The following is a 17,695-nucleotide window of genomic DNA, read 5'->3' on the forward strand; positions in this document are numbered from 1 at the left end:
AGGGCCCTCGTCGTTGGTTCCGTGTCCGTTCCGTACCGGGTGTCAGCAGCTGCCGGTGGCGGTCGGGGTGGGGGAGGGCTTGGTGGCCAGGGCGAGGGCGGCGGCCGCCTGGGTCTCGTCCAGCAGGGCGTTGTAGCTGTCGCCGATCACGAAGTCCACGCTGGTGTCGGTGCGGGCGTCGGCGGTGACGGTGGCCCCGGCGATCTGCGAGCCGACCAGGGTGCCGGCCCCGGCGCCGGTCGGGCCGGCGATCACCTGGGCGGTGCCGGGCACCTTCTTGTCCAGCTCGGCCGGGGCGTTGCCGACCTTGCCGATGGTGAAGCCGCGCTTCTTGAACTCCTCGGCCGTCCGCCCGGCCAGGCCGGCCTTGGTGGTGGCGTTGTAGATGTTCACGGTGACCGTGGCGGGCTGCGGGACGGCGTGCGGGTCGCCCTGGGCGGCGGCGGGCGCGCCGGAGGCGGCGGGGGCTCCCGGCGCGCCCGGGGTGGCGCCCGGTGTCGGGGCGGCCAGCGGCTTGCCGGACGGGGTCGCGCAGGCCTGGGCGGAGGAGCCCTTGTTCCGGCCCGTGAAGATGTCGTACAGCTGCACGCCGCCGAGGGCGATCAGGGCCAGGGTCAGCAGGCCGACGAGGGCGGCGATCACCTTGCGGCTCTTCTTCGGGGGGCGGCCCAGCCTCGGGTAGGAGTTGCCGGTGACGCGGTACTGCTTCCCCTTGAGGCCTTGGGGAGTCAACATGCTCATGGTTTGTCTCCCCCTCGTACCGGGGCGGGGTCGGGATGACGGGTCGGCCGGGTAGGGGCATCCCCCGGTGCGGGCGGATCCCCTGGTCGCGGCCGTAGTCAGCAGCGTAGTGCCGTACAGCGGTGAAGGTACTAAACGATCATCATCTGGAGTACCCCGGTACCCGAAAGGGGGTACCGGGGTACGCGCGGACCGCCCTCCGCCGGGTGGCGAGGGGGCGGTCCGGAAGCCTGTGGTCGGTGCGACGAACCCGGTGCCGGCGGCCCGTCACTCCATTTCGAGGACACGGGCGTGCAGCACCTGGCGCTGCTGCAGCGCGGCCCGTACGGCCCGGTGCAGCCCGTCCTCCAGGTAGAGGTCGCCGTGCCACTTCACCACGTGGGCGAAGAGGTCCCCGTAGAAGGTCGAGTCCTCGGCCAGCAGGGTTTCGAGGTCGAGTTGGCCCTTGGTGGTCACCAGCTGGTCGAGCCGCACCGGACGCGGGGCGACGTCAGCCCACTGTCGGGTGCTCGTCCGGCCGTGATCCGGGTACGGCCGCCCATTGCCGATGCGCTTGAAGATCACACGGAAAGCCTACCGTTTGGGCGGCGAATGGCGCAGCAGCCGCGACGCCGCCACGCGCGCCGGTGTGAACTGCGGATGGACGAATGCGGTTGTTTGATGGGAAATGTCGCGAACATCGCCCAGTGGTGACCGGGTTCCGGTCCCGGTCGGTCCCGATGCCGACGCGTGTCGACGCGTTCCGATCCGCCCAGGAGTGTGCACCGAATGTCCTCCGTCCCCACCCCGCAGGCCGTCCGGGAGATCGCCGACGGGTACGCCTTCACCGGGCCCGCCCTCGACCTCGGCGCGGTGCTGCTGGACGGCACCGCCTACCCGGACGCACCGGTGCGCATCCCGCTGGGCGTGCTCAACCGGCACGGGCTGGTTGCCGGGGCCACCGGCACCGGCAAGACCAAGACCCTCCAGCTGATCGCCGAGCAGCTCTCCGGACAGGGCGTGCCGGTGTTCCTGGCCGACGTCAAGGGGGACGTCTCCGGCGTCTCCGCGCCCGGCACGCCGAGCGAGCGCACCAGCGCCCGGGCAGCCGAGGTCGGGCAGCAGTGGACGGCGCAGGGCTGCCCCGCCGAGTTCTACTCGCTCGGCGGGCTCGGCGCGGGCATCCCGGTCCGGGCCACCGTCACCAGCTTCGGCCCGCTGCTGCTGGCCAAGGTGCTCGACCTGAACGAGACCCAGGAGTCCTCGCTCAGCCTGGTCTTCCACTACGCCGACAGCAAGGGCCTGGAGCTCTACGACCTCAAGGACCTGACCGCGGTGATCGCCTTCCTCGCCTCGCCCGAGGGCAAGGAGGAGCTGAAGCTCATCGGCGGCCTCTCGGCGGCCACCGCCGGGGTGATCCTGCGCGCGCTCACGGTGCTGGAGAACGAGGGCGCCGGGGCGTTCTTCGGCGAGCCCGAGTTCGACACCGCCGAGCTGCTGCGGACCACGCCGGAGGGCCGGGGCGTGGTCTCGGTGCTGGAACTGCCCGCGGTGCAGGACCGGCCGCGGCTGTTCTCCACCTTCCTGATGTGGCTGCTCGCCGACCTCTACCAGGAGCTGCCCGAGGTCGGCGACCTCGACCGGCCCAAGCTGGTGTTCTTCTTCGACGAGGCGCACCTGCTGTTCAAGGGCGCCTCCAAGGCCTTCCTGGAGGCGATCACCCAGACCGTGCGGCTGATCCGGTCCAAGGGCATCGGCATCTTCTTCGTGACCCAGACCCCGCGGGACGTCCCGTCCGACGTGCTGGCGCAGCTGGGCAACCGGGTGCAGCACGCGCTGCGCGCCTTCACCCCGGACGACGCCAAGGCGCTCAAGGCCACCGTCTCGACCTTCCCGCGCTCCTCCTACGACCTCGGCGAGGTGCTGACCTCGCTCGGCACCGGCGAGGCGGTGGTGACGGTGCTGTCCGAGAAGGGCGCGCCGACGCCCGTCGCGGCGACCAGGCTGCGGGCGCCGCAGTCGCTGATGGGGCCGATCGAGGCCGGGGCGCTGCAGGCGGCCGTGGACGCCTCGCCGCTGACGGCGCGCTACCGGGACGCGGTCGACCGGGAGTCGGCGTACGAGAAGCTGGCGGCGCGGGCGCCCCGGCCGGAGGCGGCGCCGACGGGGGCCGCCGATCAGCGCGCCGATCAGCCGGGCCAGGAGCCGGCGCCGGAGTCGTCCTCGGAGCGGCGGGGGTCGCGGGAGGAGCGGAAGGAGGGGGTGGGCGGGCTGCTCGGGTCGCTGCTGAGCAATCCGACGGTGAAGTCCTTCGCGCGCTCGGCCGGGCGGCAGCTCGGGCAGGAGATCTCGCGCAGCCTGTTCGGGACGTCCAAGCGGCGGCGGTGAGGCCCCGGCCGGGGCGGGTGCCTCAGCCGGACAGGGCGGCGCCGATCCGGTCGAGGGAGGACAGGCGCATCAGGCCGTAATGGTAGAACTCGACCTCGGGGACGCCGAGTTCACGCAGAACGGCGATCTTGGCGGCGAGGTTCTCCGGGCCGTCGCAGTCGGCGGCCATCGGGCGCAGGATCACCGCCAGGTCCCGCGGGCGGACGCCGTGCAGGGCGAAGGCGGCGATCTTCTCCCGGACGGCCTCCGGCGTCCTGGCGTAGCCGAGCGTCTCGATCCCGTCGGCGGCCTTCGCGAGGGCGGGCAGGTCGATCCCGGCGAGCCAGCCCTTGCCCGGGCCGCCGCCGTCCATGAAGCTCAGCCGCATGCCGTGCCGGCGGGCCTGCTGGGACAGGTCGGCGGCCAGCGCGGTGACGGTGGCGGCGGAGGCGTCCACGTACGCGGCGAAGGCGCCGTCGGCCAGGGCGCTGAGGTCGGCGGGCTCGGCGGCGGCGGACTCGTCGGCCAGCCGGAGGCGCAGCTCGGCGCGGACCGCCCCGGCCACCTCCTCCGCCGGGACGCCGGCCGCGGTGGCGGCGGCGCGGCAGTGCGGGCAGAAGCAGACCCCGAGCAGGGCCTCGGCGGTCGGGCCCAGCTCCTCGAAGTAGCGCTCGTGGTGGTAGCCGTGGCGCAGCCCGTGGAAGTGCAGCGACTCGGCGCGGACCGCGTCCACGCCGTACCGGGACAGCTCGGCGACCAGGGTCAGCGCGTACGCGCGGACCTCCGGGTTCGCCGGGCAGAGCTCGGTGAGGTGGCGGTCGCCGAAGGCGTTGGCCGGGGCACAGTCGGGGTGGGCGAAGCCGAGCCGGTCGTTGTGGCAGAAGACCGTCCAGGCGTGCAGCTTCAGGCCGCGGCGGCCGGCCTCGGCGGCGGCCTCGGCGAAGGGGTCGCGCTCGCCGATGGCGGTGGACGGCACGGGGGCCAGCCGGTGGCCCCGCCAGGCGGCCGGGTCGGGGCGGAAGTACGCCGCGCCCGGCTCCAGGTAGCGGATCACCCGGCGGGGGTTGTGCGGGAAGACGTCGCGGGCCCCGTGGTAGACCGAGGCGAGGGTGACGCCGCCGACCCCGGCCCGGTCGGCGAGGTTGCCGAAGAAGGTGTCGGCGCCCTCGTCGAGCAGGTCGGTGGCGAAGGCGAGGACGGACGACTCCACGGTGCGGCTCCGGAGGTGGGGGCGGGTGCGCCCTTCACGCTAGCCGCGGGGGTGGATCTGGTCTAGACCTGGTTGGGCCGGGCGGGTGGTCGGGCCGGCCGGGTCAGAGGCCCAGGTCGTCGAGTTCCTTGAGCAGTGCGGCGTTGGGGCTGCCGGGGTCGGTGGTGGCGGCCGGCTTGGTGACGGCCTTGGAGGCGGATCCGGACGCGGCGCCGGGCGAGGCACCGGTCGCGGCGGCCGGGCGCGGGGCGCGGTCGCGGAAGATCCAGGCGCCGGCCAGGCCGCCGACCAGACCGCCGAGGTGGGCGGACCAGCTGATGCCCGGGGCGACGCCGGGCAGGGCGCTGGTCACCATGTAGGCGAAGGAGGCGCCGAGGACGACGCCGATCAGGGTGTCGACCAGGTTGCGGTCGAAGAGCCCGCGCAGCACCACGTAGCCGAAGTAGCCGAACACCACGCCGCTGGCCCCGGCGCCGACCGAGTGCGGGGGGTCGAAGACCCAGGCGGTCAGCTCGCTGGTCAGCGCGACCAGCAGGGTGAGGCCGAGGAACTTCTTCACGCCGCGGTAGGCCGCCAGGAAGCCGAAGACGAACAGCGGGCCCGAGTTGGCTTCCAGGTGGGCCCAGTTCCAGTGCAGGAACGGCGCGGTGACGATGTTCGGCAGCCGGCTCGGATCCTGCGGGATGACGCCGAACCGCCGGCCGAGGTCGTAGTCGTCCATCCAGTTCACGAGCTGGATCAGCCAGATCGCCGCCAGCACACCGACCATGGTGAAGAGCGCCCGGCGGGCGTCGGCGATCATCCGGACGGGGTCGAGCGTGGTCGCCGCGTGGCTGCGGTCGTTCGAGGCCATGCCCCGACTGTAGGGGCCGCCGGATCGGAGGTGCACCCCATTACAGTGACGGTGTCATTCCGATCGCGAGAGGTGACCACCCCATGAGCAAGCGCCCGCCGCTGCCCTACGAGTTCCTGCCGCAGGTGCCGTCGTTCCCGCTGAGCAGCCAGGACATCACCGAAGGCGGCACCCTGGCCCGGGAGTTCATCCACGCCGGCGGCAACCTCTCGCCGCAGCTGGCCTGGTCGGGTCTGCCGGAGGGCACCCGGAGCATCGCCGTCACCTGCTACGACCCGGACGCCCCCACGGGCTCCGGCTGGTGGCACTGGCTCGCCCTCGGCCTGCCCGCCGACACCGTCGAACTGCCGCGCGGCGCCGGTTCCTCGGACGACGGCCTGCCGGGCGAGGCCTCCTTCCACGGCCGCAACGACTTCCCGGCGAACAAGTACGACGGTGCCGCCCCGCCGCCCGGTGCCCCGCACCGCTACGTCTTCGCCGTGCACGCCCTGGACGTGGAGAAGCTGGACGTCACCGCCGACACCCCGGCCGCCCAGATCGGCTTCCACCTCACCTTCCACACCCTCGGCCGGGCGCTGCTGACCGCCGAGTTCGGGGTCTGAGGCCGGTGTCGGCCCCCGATCGTCCGGTCGAGGTCTGGCGGCTGCCCGAGGAGGACCGCTTGGCCGGTCGCCGGGCCCTGACCTGGACGGTCGGACCGGACGGCGAGCTCGCCGTCCTGCTGGTGCCGGAGCGGTACGCGGCGCCGCCCGGGGCCTGGCCGTCCGTCAAGCCGCCGTTCGACGGCGAGGTGGTGGTGCACGGCCGGCACGGCGAGTGGCGGGTGCCGCTCACCGGCGTCGAGGGCTCGCCGGACCACCTGGCGCTGCTGCCGGGCCACCGGATCCTGCTGGCCGAGGCGCGGGCCGACCAGGACGGCGAGGAGTGGCTGCCCAACGGTGTCGTCCACGGCGCCGACGGGACGCCGGGCCGGGAGCTCCTGCTCGGCGACGACATCGGCGTGCTGGTGACCGACCGGGACGGCCGGATCTGGATGGCGTACGGGGACGAGGGCATCTACGGCGACCACCCGATGGCGGTCCCCGGGCTGCGGGCCGTCGACGGCACGGGCCGGTCGGTGTGGAGCCCCCGGGACCGTCCCCAGGACCGGCTGCCGGGCTACCCGCTGGAGGGCCTGGCCGGCGCCACCGAGGGCCGGTACGCCTGGCTGGCCTGGTACCCGAGCCCCTCGGGCAGCTACCTCACCCGGATCGACCCGGTCGACGGCTCGTCCACGACGGTGCCCTGCCCGGTCCGGCAGCCGGCCGGGTTCGCGGTCCGCGGCCGCGAAGGCGTCTTCCTCTCCGGCGGCGGCGAGCTGACCCGGCACCTGCTGGTCGGCAAGGAGTGGAAGCGGACCGGCACACAGAAGCTGCGACTGCCCGGCCAGGTCGAACCGGGACGCGCCCACGGCCGGGACGGCACGCTCTGGTTCCGCTGCGGCAACGGCTGGTACCGGGTCGAGGCCTAACCCGCCCCTCCCGCCGCGTGGGCGGCGCGGGTCGCCAGCTTGCGCAGGTGTTCGCGCAGCTGCGGCGGCTCGTGCACCTCGAAGGCGCGGTCCAGTGACAGCAGCCGCATCGCCGTCCACTCCAGGGAGTCGGAGCGGGAGCGCAGCCGGCAGCTGTGCCCGTCGATCGGCTCGATCTCGGAGTCGCCGGGCCTGAAGCGCTGCCGGACCAGTTCGGCCGGGGCGTGCACGGTGGCGACCACGGTGCCGCTCGGGGACGGGCGGTGCAGTTTGCCCGCCACGTACGCGGCGGCGTCCTCGGCGGGCAGCGGGCGCGGGGTGAAGCGGGCGCCGGTGGCGAAGGGCTCGCTCAGCCGGTCGACCCGGAACAGCCGCCAGTCCGCGCGGTCCAGGTCGTAGCCGACCAGGTACCAGCGGCGGCCGACCGAGACCAGCCGTTCGGGCTCGACCAGCCGCTTGGTGCCGGTGCCGTCGTAGGCGCGGTAGGCGAAGCGCAGGCGTTCGTGGTTGGTGACGGCGCCGGCGATCAGCGTGAGGTCGTCCGGGTCGACGGTCGGGCCGTCGCCGGAGAGCAGCGGCACGGTCGCGTTGTTGAGCGTCCCGACCCGGTGCCGCAGCCGGGCCGGCAGCACCTGGAGCAGCTTGCCGAGGGCCCGTACCGAGGCCTCCTCGATGCCGACCACCGCGTGCCCGGCGCCCGCCCGCAGGCCGACCGCGATGGCCACCGCCTCCTCGTCGTCCAGCAGCAGCGGCGGCATCGCCGTGCCCGCGACCAGCCGGTAGCCGCCGACCGCGCCCATGGTGGCCTGCACCGGGTAGCCGAGTTCGCGCAGCCGGTCGATGTCGCGCCGGATGGTGCGGGGGCTGACGCCGAGCCGCTCGGCGAGCTCGCTGCCGGGCCACTCGCGCGGGGTCTGGAGCAGGGACAGCAGGTTCAGCAGCCGGGCCGGCGTATCGCTCATGCACCCCAGGATGCCGGATCAACTGGGACAGGACCTGACCTACATGGCCGTTAGTGTCGTGGACGTCGAGAAGAAGCGGTCAGAGCGAGAAGTCGAGTCGAGGAGTACGGAATGAGTGCGGCGACAGCCGACCGGCGGAGGTGGATCGCGCTGGCGATCGTGATGGTGGCCTCCTTCATGGACCTGGTGGACGTCACCATCGTCAACATCGCCATCCCCAGCATCCAGGCGGACACCGGCGCCTCGTTCAGCGCCGTGCAGTGGGTCACCGGCGGGTACGCGCTGGCCTTCGCGATCGGGCTGATCACCGGCGGGCGGCTGGGCGACATCCACGGCCGCAAGCGGCTGTTCCTGATCGGGATCGGCGGCTTCACCGCGGCCTCCGCGCTCTGCGGACTGGCCACCGGGCCGGAGATGCTGGTCGCGACCCGGCTGCTGCAGGGCGGGACGGCGGCGCTGATGGTGCCGCAGGTGCTGTCGATCATCCACGCGACCTTCCCGGCGGAGGAGCGCGGCAAGGTGTTCGGCATGTTCGGCGCGGTGGTCGGCCTGGGCGCCGTCTCCGGTCCGATGATCGGTGCGCTGCTCACCGAGTGGGACCTCTTCGGGCTGGCCTGGCGGCCGATCTTCCTGATCAACCTGCCGGTCGGCATCGCCGGCCTGCTGCTCGGACGCCGCTTCATCGACGAGTCCAAGGCCGACCAGGCCCTCAAGCTCGACCTGGTGGGCGTGCTGCTCGCCAGCCTGGGCCTGCTGATGCTGATCTACCCGCTGACGCACGGGCGGGAGGCCGGCTGGCCGCTCTGGGGGTACCTGTCGATGGCCGGCAGCCTGCCGGTGTTCGCCCTGTTCGTCGTGTACGAGAAGGTCAAGACGCGCCGGGACGGCTCGCCGCTGGTGGAGCTGGCGCTGTTCCGGGTGAAGTCCTTCGCCGCGGGCATCTGCGTCCAGCTGGCCTTCGGCGTGGCGCTCGGCATCTTCTTCCTGGTCTGGACGCTCTACATGCAGATCGGCCTGGGCTGGAGCCCGCTCAAGGCCGGCGCGACCGGCATCCCGTTCTCCATCGCCGTCTCCGTGGCGGCCGGGATGTCGGTGCAGAAGCTGGTGCCGCGGTTCGGGCGCAAGGTGCTGCAGTCGGGCGCGCTGGTGATGGCGGCGGGCGTGCTCACCTACATCTGGGAGGCGGACCGGTACGGGACGTCGATCACGCCCTGGCAGATGGCGCTGCCGCTGGTGGTGATGGGCCTCGGCATGGGGCTGATCGTCGCGCCGATCACGGACGCGGTGCTGGCGGAGGTGCCGCGCGAGCACGCCGGCTCGGCCTCCGGGCTGATCAACACCGTGCAGCAGGTGGGCAACGCGCTCGGGCTCGGGCTGGTGTCGGTGGCCTTCTTCGGGGCGATGGACGACGTGGTCGCGCCGGAGGCGGTCGGGACGGCGTTCGGCGGGGCCTTCACGCACGCGCTGTGGTGGGTCGCCGGGGTGCTGCTCGCGGTGTTCCTGCTGATGTTCGCGCTGCCGAGGCGCCGCAAGACGGCCGGTGCCGTGGAGGAGACCGTGGTGGAGCGGGAAGCCGCCCTGGTCTGACGGGACGCTGTCGGCACGAGGGCCCCGGTCGCACTGCGCGACCGGGGCCCTCGTCGCACACTGGAGGGCGATGGACCGTACGGCGGTGGACTCCTCGGTGCTGCGCTCGGTCGGCTACGACCCGGTGGCGCGGCTCCTGGAGCTGGAGTTCACCGGCGGCCGGGTGTACGAGTACGCGGACGTGCCGGCCCGGGTGCACCGGGAGCTGCTGGCCGCGGAGAGCCACGGGCGGTACTTCGTCCGGCGGATCCGCGGCCGCTACGCCTACCGGCGCTCCGGGGCCAGCCGGTAGCTGCTGCCGTCCCGGGGGCGGGCGAGGTGGCCGGCCTCGACCAGGTAGCGGCGCAGGGCGGGGGCGTCGTCGTGCACGGTGCGCAGCACGGCGTTGACCTCGGCCTCGGTGTAGCCGCGGCCGGGCTCGAAGAGGGTTCCGGCGAGGTGGGCCAGCAGCTGCTCCCGGCGGGCTGCCTTGCGGGGCACGGTGATCAGGCGCCCGTCGGGGGCGAAGAGGGCGGACACGCTCGGCGGGGTCGGGGTGGTGGTTCCGGTCATGCCGGGAGCGTCGCCCGGTGGGCCGGAGCGGGGCAACCGGTTTTCAGCGCACGCCGCTCGGGGCCGCGGTGATCGTACGGGTGGTGGTGCGGGGCTTGGCCGCGGCCTTGGCCTCCTTCGCGGCGCGCTTCACCTCCTGCTTGAACTCCCGTACCAGGGTGAGGGATTCGGGGCCGGTGATGTCGGCGACCGAACGGTGCGCGCCCTCCTCGCCGTACGCGCCGGCCGCCTCGCGCCAGCCCTCGGGCCGGACGCCGTACTGCTTGCCGAGCAGGGCGAGGAAGATCTGCGACTTCTGCTTGCCGAAGCCGGGCAGGGCGTTGAGGCGGCTCAGCAGTTCCTTGCCGGTGCGGACGTTCTTCCACAGCGCGGCGGCCTCGCCGTCGTACTGCGCGACGAGGAACTGGCACAACTGCTGCACCCGTTTGGCCATCGCGGCGGGATAGCGGTGGACGGCCGGCTTCGCGGAGAGGAGCGCGACGAACTCCTCCGGGTTGTAGGTGGCGATCTCGTGGGCGTCCAGGTCTTCCCGGCCGAGGCGCTGGGCGATGGTCAGCGGGCCGGTGAACGCCCACTCCATCGGCACCTGTTGGTCCAGCAGCATGCCGACGAGCGCGGCGAGCGCACTCCGTCCGAGCAGTTCGTCTGCCTCGGGCTGCTGTGCGAGCCGAACGGTGACGTTCATGGGCTTGCCCTCCTCGGAGTTGACGTCGGGTCGGCGCCCAGTCTGGTGGACGCGGGGTGGGCGGAGGCGGTCAACACGCCCGTATCGTGGGAAGTCTTGGTGTTCCAGGCCTTGCCATGCCTGCTTTGTTCGTTGGCGGAGCGGTTGTTGGGGGCACCCGGGTGGCGGTGCGGAATATTTTTTGCCCGCGCCTGTCACATCCGTCGAGGGCGCCGGGTCAGAGGGGTGTCGAACCGAACAGCCTTCGAAAGAGGAGCACTTCAATGAACGTCGCCCACATCGTCGTCACCGTCCTCGGCGCCCTCATGGTCGGCTTCTCGGCCTACTCGGTCTTCGCCGGCGCCGAGTACGTCGTGAAGCCCCTCGCCGACTACGGCGTCCCGCGCGCCTGGTGGACCTGGCTCGGCGTCGCCAAGGCGGCCGGCGCCCTCGGCCTCCTGGTCGGCCTCGCCGTCCCGGCCATCGGCTACGCGGCCGCCGTCGGCGTGGTCCTCTACTTCCTCGGCGCCGTCCTCACCGTCCTCCGCGCCCGCGCCTACGCCCACGTCCCCTTCCCGCTCGTCTACGCCGCCCCGGCGGCCGCCTCGCTGGTCCTGGGCCTGATGGCCTGATGGCCTGAGGGGGGATGGCCCTCGGGACCCGGCACCGCAGGGGGTGGACCGAGTCCGGTCCACCCCCTGCGGCGCCGGGCTTCGGGCGGGTTCTTAGCAGAGTTCGAGCGGGATTTCGGGTGGATGGGTCATTTCATATGACTGTTTTGGATGTGTTGGTACGGGGTCCGCTCGGCGGGCCATCCTTGGTCCAATCGACGCGTCCAGAAAGGCTCGCCCGCCGTGACCCAGCCGTTCGAACTGCCGTCCTTCTACGTGCCGCACCCGGCGCGACTCAACCCCCATCTGGACGGGGCCCGGGCCCATTCCACCGGCTGGGCCCGGGAGATGGGCATGCTGGAGGGCTCGGGCGTCTGGGACCAGGCGGATCTGGAGGCCCACGACTACGGCCTGCTGTGCGCCTACACGCACCCGGACGCCTCCGCCGAGGCGCTGGCGCTGGTCACCGACTGGTACGTCTGGGTGTTCTTCTTCGACGACCACTTCCTCGACATGTTCAAGCGCACCAACGACCGGGAGGCGGGCAAGGCGCACCTGGACCGGCTGCCGCTGTTCATGCCGGCCGACCCGGCCACGCCGATGCCCGAGCCGGAGAACCCGGTCGAGGCCGGGCTGGCCGACCTCTGGCGGCGCACCGTGCCGGTGATGGGCGAGGACTGGCGGATCCGGTTCGCCGAGAGCACCCGCAACCTGCTGAACGAATCGCTCTGGGAACTCGCCAACATCGACGCGGGCCGGGTGGCCAACCCGGTCGAGTACATCGAGATGCGCCGCAAGGTCGGCGGCGCGCCGTGGTCCGCCCAGCTGGTCGAGTACGCCGCCGGGGCCGAGGTGCCGAAGGAGGTGTCGGGCTCGCGCGCGCTGCGGGTGCTGATGGACGCCTTCTCCGACGGCGTGCACCTGCGCAACGACATCTTCTCGTACCAGCGGGAGGTCGAGGACGAGGGCGAGCTGAGCAACGGCATCCTGGTGCTGGAGCGGTTCCTGGAGTGCGGCACCCAGGAGGCCGCCGAGGCGGTCAACGACCTGCTCACCTCGCGGCTCCAGCAGTTCGAGAACACCGTGTTCACCGAACTGCCGGTGCTGTTCGCGGAGACCGGGCTGGACGCGGAGGGCCGCGCGCGGGTCATGGCCTACGTCAAGGGCCTGCAGGACTGGCAGGCCGGCGGGCACGAGTGGCACATGCGCTCCAGCCGGTACATGAACGGCGCCGGGGAGTCCGGGAGTTCGGGTGGTGAGGTGGCGCCCGGGGCGGGCGGTGCGCTGCCGGGGCTGCCCGGGCTGCCGGGGTCGCCGGGGGCCGGGAACTGGTGGGACCAGTACGCGATCGGCGGGATCGGCACCTCGGCGCTGGACATCCTGCGCAGCGGGGCCGTCGGTGCGGCCGGGGTGGCGGCCCCGGCGGCGGTCGGTGCCGCGGTCGGGGCTGCGGTCGGTGCGGCGAAGGGCGGGGTCCGGCCGGCCGAGCGGCGGGCGCGCTCGTACCGGCACGTGCCGTTCCAGCCGGTCGGGCCGTCCCTGCTCCCGGAGTTCGAGCTGCCGTTCACCCTCTCGCTGAGCCCGCACCTGGACGGCGCCCGGGAGCGGGTGGTCGAGTGGGCCGAGCGGATGGGCATGCTGGAGGCGGACCCGGCCGTCCCCGGATCCGGCGTCTGGGACGCCGAGTCGATGCGCGACTACGACCTCCCGCTCTGCGCGGCCGGCCTCCACCCGGACGCCACCGCCGAGCAACTCGACATCGGCTCGGCCTGGTTGGCCTGGGGCACCTGGGCGGACGACTACTACCCGGCGGTCTTCGGGCGCACCCGCGACCTGGCCGGGGCGAAGGCCGCCACCGCGCGGCTGTCGCTCTTCATGCCGGTGGACGGCGGCCCCGGCCCCGAGCCCGCGAACGCGCTGGAGCGCGGCCTCGCCGACATCTGGGGGCGCACCGCCGCCCCGATGGACGTCGAGAGCCGGGAACGGTTCCGTACGGCGGTCGAGGTCATGCTGGCGGCCTGGATCTGGGAGCTGAGCAACGCGATCCAGCACCGGATCCCGGACCCGGTGGACTACCTGGAGATGCGCCGCTCCACCTTCGGCTCCGAGCTCACCACCAGCCTGTGCCGGATCGGCCACGGGAAGACCGTGCCGGAGGCGGTGTACGACCACGGCTCGATGCGCGCGCTGGAGAACTCGGCGATGGACTACGCGTGCATGATGAACGACCTCTTCTCGTACCAGAAGGAGGTCGAGTACGAGGGCGAGCTGCACAACGTCGTCCTGGTGGTGCAGTCCTTCTTCAACTGCGACTACCCGTCGGCGGTCCGGATCGTCGACGACCTGATGCACTCGCGGCTGGCCCAGTTCCAGCACGTGGCGCGGAACGAATTCCCGGTCATGTACCAGGACTTCGGGCTGGACCAGGCGGCGCGGGAGATGCTCGACGGGTACGTGAAGGAGCTGGAGAACTGGCTCGCCGGCATCCTGAACTGGCACGAGGACTGCCGCCGGTACGGCGAGGCGGACCTGGAGCGGCACTTCGGGGCCGAGCGGAACCTGGTGGCGGCGACGGCGGCCCGGCGGGCGGCCGGGGTGTCGGTGTCGAGCACCTCCGGAGCTTCCGGGGCCGCCGGGGCTTCCGGGGCTTTCGCGGTGCCGCTCGGGCCGACCGGCCTGGGCACGGCCTCGCTGCGGCCGCCGCTGAGCGGGGCGGCGCCGACGACGCGCTGAGCCGAGCGGTACGGGGCCGGACCTCCGGCGCACCCGCGCGGGCCATCCCGCGCGGGTGCGCCGCGTCGTGGTTAGGCTGACGAGTCGGGGGCCGGCGTGCGCCGCCCGGTGCGCGCACTTCGCCGCACACGAGGGCAGAGAGATGGCTGCGCTACCTGAGGGCACGCCCTGTTGGGCCGACGCGATGTTCACCGACCTGGAGGGCGCGAAGGCCTTCTACGCTGATGTGCTGGGCTGGACCTTCGGCGAGAGTTCGTCGGAGTTCGGCGACTACACGCAGGCGTACTCCGACGGCAAGGCGGTCGCCGCGATCGTCCCGCCGATGCCCGGTACGGAGGCCCAGTCCGCCTGGTGCCTGTACCTCGCCTCGCCGGACGCCGCCGCCACCGCCGCGCGGATCCGCGCCACCGGCGGTGAGGTGGTCATGGGGCCGATGCGGGTCGGTGACTTCGGCACGATGGTGATCGCCAAGGACCCGGGCGGCGTCGTGTTCGGCGTCTGGCAGGCCGAGCGCCACGAGGGCTTCGAGAAGCAGGGCGAACCCGGCGCGTACAGCTGGGCCGAACTGGTGACCCGCGAGCCGGCGAAGGCCGACGCCTTCTTCCCCGCGGTCTTCCCGTACGGCGTGAAGAAGATGGACTCCGAGGAGTTCGACTACCGGATGTTCCAGGTCGCCGACCGGCCGGTGCTGGGCCGGATGGGGGCGGAGGGCGACTTCCTGCCGCCCGAGGCGCCCTCGTACATCAGCGTCTACTTCGCCGTGGACGACACCGACGCCGCGATCGAGCGGCTGACGGCGCGCGGCGGCAAGGTGTACTTCGGGCCGATGGACAGTCCGTTCGGACGGTTCGCGGCGGTCGGCGACCCGCAGGGCGCGGCCTTCGGCCTGATCGACCTGGGCCGGACGGTCGGCGAGCTGCCGGGCACGGTGGACGTCTGATGGCGGCGGAGCACGGTGGTCGTCCGGTGGCGGACGGGCCGGAGGGCGCAGGCCGGGGGGAGGCGTCCGATGAGCGAGCGCGATGATCTCGTCCAGACCCTCGACACGCACCGCGCGCTGCTGCGGCGCACCGTCCGCGACCTCACCGACGCGCAGGCGGCCGAGCGGACCACGGTCAGCGAGCTGTGCCTGGGCGGCCTGATCAAGCACGTGGCGGCGGTCGAGGCGCGCTGGGCGCGGTTCATGACCGGCGGCGCGGAGGCGATGCGCGGCGGGGACGGGGACCCGGACGGGGACGGGGACGGCGGTGGGGACGGTGGCGCCGCGGCGTGGGCGGCCCAGTTCCGGATGGTGGAGGGCGAGACCCTCGCCGGGCTGCTGGCCGAGTACGAGCGGGTGGCGCGCGGGACGGACGAGCTGGTCCGGACCCTGCCCGACCTCGACCTCGCCCACGCGCTGCCGCCGGCGCCGTGGTTCGAGCCGGGTGCGACCTGGTCGGTCCGGCGGGTGCTGCTGCACATGATCGCCGAGACCTCGCAGCACGCCGGGCACGCGGACATCATCCGGGAGTCGTTGGACGGGGCGAAGTCGATGGGGTGAGGGCGGGCGGAGCCGGCTCGGGGCGCTGCCCAAGCGCTGCCCAGGCGTTGCTCAGGGTGCTTCCACGCCGAGGAGTTCGCGCAGCGCCCGGCCGCCGTCCGGGGTGACCCGCAGGGCCCGGCCGGAGCCGATCGGCTCCACCCAGATGCGGTCCAGGGCGGTCCGGCAGAGCGCCGCGCCCAGCGCCCCGCCGAGGTGGCTGCGGCGTTCCGTCCAGTCCAGGCAGCCGCGCACCACCGGGCGGCCGCCGCGGCGGCCCGCGCGCGGCGGGAGCTCGATCGCCTGCGCGGCCAGCCAGTCCCGGCCGCGCTCGGTGACGGCGAGCCCGGACTCGTCGGCGACCAGGCCGCGGGCGAGCAGCGCGTCGGCGACGGCCACACCGAGGCGTCCGGCCAGGTGGTCGTAGCAGGTCCGGGCGCGGGCCTCGGCGCTCAACCGGCCGGCCTCGGCCAGGGAGCGGGGTGCGGACGCGCCGGTGCCGCCGGCCTCCGCGAAGGAGGTCAGGTCCTCCAGCAGGGTGGCCACGGCGGGCGAGGCCAGCCGGACGTAGCGGTGCCGGCCCTGCCGCTCCTCGGCCAGCAGCCCGCCCGCGATCAGCCGGGACAGGTGCTCGCTCGCCGTGGACGGCGCGACGCGCGCGTGCCGGGCCAGCTCGCCGGACGTCCAGGCGCGGCCGTCGAGCAGGGCGGAGCAGAAGGCGGCGCGGGTGGGGTCGGCGATCAGGGCGGCGAGGGCGGCGAGCGCCGTACCGCCGTGGTCGGAGTGCCGGACCGGCCGGGTGGGGACGGCCGAGGCGGGGGCGGTCGGGGTGGGGACGGCCGAGGCGGCGGGGGAGGGAAGCAGCGGACGGGCGGGACGCGGTCGCGAGGGCATGGCTCCATGGTCGCTCCGGCACAGTTCGGCGGGGGCCGAAACGAACCGGGTCCACGATGACGGCATGAGCCAACCGACGGTGATCTCCGGCCCCGACACCACGACCTTCTCCATGATCTTCTCCCGCTACGACGACGTCACCGCGGCCCTGGCCGACCCGGCGCTGGTCCCGCTGCCCGCGGCGCCCGTCGCCCCGGGCGCGCCCGCCGGGGCGGCCCGGCTGCGGGCCGCCGTCGCACGGTTCAGCTCCGGCGAACCGCACGCCCGGCGCCGGGCGCTGGTGCTGGCCGACCTGTCAGGCCTGGACCCGGCCGCACTGCGAGTGGCCGCCGCGGCCGGGTTCGACCCCGACGTCCGGCTGCGGGTGGTCCGGGTGCTCGCGTCGGCGCTCGGCCTGGCCGACCCGGAGGCCGTGGCCCGGGACGTCGCGACGGTCGCCCGCGCGTACTTCGCGGACGCGCCGGACGACCCGGAGGCGGACGCGGCGGTGGCCCGGCTGCTGCCCGCGATGTCCGGCGGGGCGGGGCGGGCGATCGGTGAGCAGCCGGGCGAGGAACCGTACGGGGAGATGGACGAGGAGGAGGCGGCCAACCGGATCGGTCTGCTCGTCCAGGCCTGCGACGCGACCGCCGCACTGGTCGACCGCGCCCGCCGGCACCGGGACGGACTGGCCGGCGCGCTGCGCGAGGACCCGCCGGTGCCGGTGATGCGCCGTCTCGCCGCCCGGGCGACCGAGGTCGGCGGGGTCGCCGTACCGGCCGGGGCGCAGGTGGTGCTGGACGTCGCGGCCGCCCAGACGGAGGCGCCGGACGGTGTGGCGCTCACCTTCGGCGCCCGGCCCCGGATCTGCCCGGGCCGCTCGCACGCCCTGGCCATCGCGGAGGGCATCCTGCTCGGGGCCTCCGATCCGGCGGCGGTCGACGACAAGGGCGACGACGTGGACGGCGACGGTGGATCCGATGACGTCCCGCTCGCGTGCGGTCTCGGAAAGGACGAACTCGCCGCGCTGGTACCGGATATGGTCGACCATGTGCTCACCCTGGCCGCCACCTGGACGGCCTGGGACGGCCGGCCGATCGTCAACGCGGACGGCCGAACTTACACGCCGCACAAGGCGGTTCGCCGGGTCGCCGACCATCTCCTCGACCACCTGGCAGAGTTGGACGCCCGGCTGGCCGGCGAGCCGACCGAGCCCGACCACTGGCACGCCTCCGGCGCCACCACCCCGGCGGACCTGGCCCCGTTCACCGCCGCCGACCTGGACGAGGCCCGCAGCCGGCTCACCCGGCTGGCCGCGATCTGGTCCCGCCGGGTGGCCGCACTGCCGGACGCGGTCCTGGACGACTCGCCGGGTACGGGCTGGAGCTTCCGGCGGATCGTCGGTCACGTCGCGGGGTCCGGGTACTACGCGGACTCCGTCGGGGACCTGGGCCCCGCTTGAACCCCGCATGAGCCACCCCGACATGAACCACCCCCGCATGAACTCCCTTACGAGCGTGAGAATCCCGGAGAG

18 protein-coding genes are annotated in these 17,695 nt (G+C 73.7%); 10 read left to right on the top strand and 8 right to left on the bottom strand.

Features of this window, described 5'->3' with window-relative positions:
- Nucleotides 1-42 precede the first annotated feature (42 nt).
- Together ACYP53_RS09385 and ACYP53_RS09390 are read right to left on the bottom strand one after the other, a co-directional pair.
- Nucleotides 43-741 carry a LytR C-terminal domain-containing protein gene (locus ACYP53_RS09385; RefSeq protein WP_189913139.1) on the bottom strand — a complete coding sequence of 233 codons (699 nt, stop codon included), beginning with the start codon at nt 739-741 and terminating at the stop codon, nt 43-45.
- Nucleotides 742-1,008: 267 nt separating this feature from the next.
- Entirely contained in the window at nt 1,009-1,305 is a 297-nt protein-coding gene (locus ACYP53_RS09390; RefSeq protein ID WP_030061387.1) for a type II toxin-antitoxin system VapB family antitoxin, read from the bottom strand.
- Between the two features lie 204 nt (nt 1,306-1,509).
- Here ACYP53_RS09390 and ACYP53_RS09395 point away from each other — a divergent pair, with 204 nt between their 5' ends.
- Nucleotides 1,510-3,108, top strand: coding sequence for a helicase HerA-like domain-containing protein (locus ACYP53_RS09395; protein ID WP_459647120.1), 1,599 nt, complete (start codon nt 1,510-1,512; stop codon nt 3,106-3,108).
- Nucleotides 3,109-3,130: 22 nt separating this feature from the next.
- Here ACYP53_RS09395 and ACYP53_RS09400 read toward each other — a convergent pair whose 3' ends face one another.
- Nucleotides 3,131-4,297 (bottom strand): hypothetical protein, encoded by a 1,167-nt coding sequence (locus ACYP53_RS09400; RefSeq protein WP_459647121.1) that lies wholly within the window; start codon nt 4,295-4,297, stop codon nt 3,131-3,133.
- Between the two features lie 103 nt (nt 4,298-4,400).
- A complete protein-coding gene (locus ACYP53_RS09405; RefSeq protein WP_459647122.1) occupies nt 4,401-5,150 on the bottom strand; it encodes a rhomboid family intramembrane serine protease in 750 nt (249 codons plus the stop codon).
- Nucleotides 5,151-5,233: 83 nt separating this feature from the next.
- On the opposite strand from ACYP53_RS09405, the gene ACYP53_RS09410 reads away from it, so the two are divergent.
- Both ACYP53_RS09410 and ACYP53_RS09415 read left to right on the top strand, forming a co-directional pair.
- A complete protein-coding gene (locus ACYP53_RS09410) occupies nt 5,234-5,752 on the top strand; it encodes a YbhB/YbcL family Raf kinase inhibitor-like protein (RefSeq protein ID WP_459647123.1) in 519 nt (172 codons plus the stop codon).
- 5 nt (nt 5,753-5,757) lie between these two features.
- Nucleotides 5,758-6,660, top strand: coding sequence for a hypothetical protein (locus tag ACYP53_RS09415; protein ID WP_459647124.1), 903 nt, complete (start codon nt 5,758-5,760; stop codon nt 6,658-6,660).
- On the opposite strand, the gene ACYP53_RS09420 is transcribed toward ACYP53_RS09415, so the two are convergent.
- Complete coding sequence (locus ACYP53_RS09420; RefSeq protein WP_459647125.1) at nt 6,657-7,622, bottom strand: helix-turn-helix transcriptional regulator; 966 nt, start codon at nt 7,620-7,622, stop codon at nt 6,657-6,659. The two genes, ACYP53_RS09415 and ACYP53_RS09420, sit on opposite strands and share 4 nt — an antisense overlap.
- Before the next feature lie 111 nt (nt 7,623-7,733).
- Here ACYP53_RS09420 and ACYP53_RS09425 point away from each other — a divergent pair, with 111 nt between their 5' ends.
- Nucleotides 7,734-9,209, top strand: coding sequence for an MFS transporter (locus tag ACYP53_RS09425; RefSeq protein WP_459647126.1), 1,476 nt, complete (start codon nt 7,734-7,736; stop codon nt 9,207-9,209).
- A 70-nt stretch (nt 9,210-9,279) separates the two neighbouring features.
- The gene (locus ACYP53_RS09430) at nt 9,280-9,501 is read left to right on the top strand and encodes a KTSC domain-containing protein (protein ID WP_189913131.1); all 222 of its coding nucleotides are present in this window, start codon (nt 9,280-9,282) and stop codon (nt 9,499-9,501) included.
- Here ACYP53_RS09430 and ACYP53_RS09435 read toward each other — a convergent pair.
- Complete coding sequence (locus tag ACYP53_RS09435; protein WP_189913130.1) at nt 9,474-9,761, bottom strand: DUF2087 domain-containing protein; 288 nt, start codon at nt 9,759-9,761, stop codon at nt 9,474-9,476. The genes ACYP53_RS09430 and ACYP53_RS09435 overlap by 28 nt on opposite strands.
- Before the next feature lie 43 nt (nt 9,762-9,804).
- On the bottom strand, nt 9,805-10,446 hold the full coding sequence (locus ACYP53_RS09440) for an HhH-GPD-type base excision DNA repair protein (RefSeq protein WP_189913129.1): 642 nt from the start codon (nt 10,444-10,446) through the stop codon (nt 9,805-9,807).
- Nucleotides 10,447-10,709: 263 nt separating this feature from the next.
- Here ACYP53_RS09440 and ACYP53_RS09445 point away from each other — a divergent pair, with 263 nt between their 5' ends.
- From ACYP53_RS09445 to ACYP53_RS09460, 4 genes are all read left to right on the top strand, one after another.
- Nucleotides 10,710-11,057 (top strand): DoxX family protein, encoded by a 348-nt coding sequence (locus ACYP53_RS09445; protein WP_459647127.1) that lies wholly within the window; start codon nt 10,710-10,712, stop codon nt 11,055-11,057.
- Nucleotides 11,058-11,279: 222 nt separating this feature from the next.
- A complete protein-coding gene (locus ACYP53_RS09450) occupies nt 11,280-13,769 on the top strand; it encodes a terpene synthase family protein (RefSeq protein WP_459647128.1) in 2,490 nt (829 codons plus the stop codon).
- Between the two features lie 142 nt (nt 13,770-13,911).
- On the top strand, nt 13,912-14,709 hold the full coding sequence (locus ACYP53_RS09455) for a VOC family protein (RefSeq protein WP_459647129.1): 798 nt from the start codon (nt 13,912-13,914) through the stop codon (nt 14,707-14,709).
- A 69-nt stretch (nt 14,710-14,778) separates the two neighbouring features.
- Nucleotides 14,779-15,309 (top strand): DinB family protein, encoded by a 531-nt coding sequence (locus tag ACYP53_RS09460; RefSeq protein WP_459647130.1) that lies wholly within the window; start codon nt 14,779-14,781, stop codon nt 15,307-15,309.
- 51 nt (nt 15,310-15,360) lie between these two features.
- Here the strand turns inward: ACYP53_RS09460 and ACYP53_RS09465 are convergent, their stop codons facing one another.
- Nucleotides 15,361-16,182 (bottom strand): ArsR/SmtB family transcription factor, encoded by an 822-nt coding sequence (locus ACYP53_RS09465; protein WP_459647131.1) that lies wholly within the window; start codon nt 16,180-16,182, stop codon nt 15,361-15,363.
- 64 nt (nt 16,183-16,246) lie between these two features.
- On the opposite strand from ACYP53_RS09465, the gene ACYP53_RS09470 reads away from it, so the two are divergent.
- The gene (locus tag ACYP53_RS09470) at nt 16,247-17,623 is read left to right on the top strand and encodes a hypothetical protein (RefSeq protein ID WP_459647132.1); all 1,377 of its coding nucleotides are present in this window, start codon (nt 16,247-16,249) and stop codon (nt 17,621-17,623) included.
- Nucleotides 17,624-17,695: the final 72 nt, after the last annotated feature.

It is taken from the genome of Kitasatospora sp. Ki12, from assembly GCF_054601375.1.

Excerpts from the sequence above, each read along its gene's own strand:
- ACYP53_RS09460 (WP_459647130.1), top strand. The coding sequence starts at position 14,779 with ATGAGCGAGCGCGATGATCTCGTCCAGACCCTCGACACGCACCGCGCG.
- ACYP53_RS09430 (WP_189913131.1), top strand. The coding sequence starts at position 9,280 with ATGGACCGTACGGCGGTGGACTCCTCGGTGCTGCGCTCGGTCGGCTAC.
- ACYP53_RS09445 (WP_459647127.1), top strand. The coding sequence starts at position 10,710 with ATGAACGTCGCCCACATCGTCGTCACCGTCCTCGGCGCCCTCATGGTC.
- ACYP53_RS09410 (WP_459647123.1), top strand. The coding sequence starts at position 5,234 with ATGAGCAAGCGCCCGCCGCTGCCCTACGAGTTCCTGCCGCAGGTGCCG.
- ACYP53_RS09420 (WP_459647125.1), bottom strand. The coding sequence starts at position 7,622 with ATGAGCGATACGCCGGCCCGGCTGCTGAACCTGCTGTCCCTGCTCCAG.
- ACYP53_RS09455 (WP_459647129.1), top strand. The coding sequence starts at position 13,912 with ATGGCTGCGCTACCTGAGGGCACGCCCTGTTGGGCCGACGCGATGTTC.
- ACYP53_RS09440 (WP_189913129.1), bottom strand. The coding sequence starts at position 10,446 with ATGAACGTCACCGTTCGGCTCGCACAGCAGCCCGAGGCAGACGAACTG.
- ACYP53_RS09470 (WP_459647132.1), top strand. The coding sequence starts at position 16,247 with ATGAGCCAACCGACGGTGATCTCCGGCCCCGACACCACGACCTTCTCC.
- ACYP53_RS09395 (WP_459647120.1), top strand. The coding sequence starts at position 1,510 with ATGTCCTCCGTCCCCACCCCGCAGGCCGTCCGGGAGATCGCCGACGGG.
- ACYP53_RS09385 (WP_189913139.1), bottom strand. The coding sequence starts at position 741 with ATGAGCATGTTGACTCCCCAAGGCCTCAAGGGGAAGCAGTACCGCGTC.
- ACYP53_RS09435 (WP_189913130.1), bottom strand. The coding sequence starts at position 9,761 with ATGACCGGAACCACCACCCCGACCCCGCCGAGCGTGTCCGCCCTCTTC.
- ACYP53_RS09465 (WP_459647131.1), bottom strand. The coding sequence starts at position 16,182 with ATGCCCTCGCGACCGCGTCCCGCCCGTCCGCTGCTTCCCTCCCCCGCC.
- ACYP53_RS09405 (WP_459647122.1), bottom strand. The coding sequence starts at position 5,150 with ATGGCCTCGAACGACCGCAGCCACGCGGCGACCACGCTCGACCCCGTC.
- ACYP53_RS09425 (WP_459647126.1), top strand. The coding sequence starts at position 7,734 with ATGAGTGCGGCGACAGCCGACCGGCGGAGGTGGATCGCGCTGGCGATC.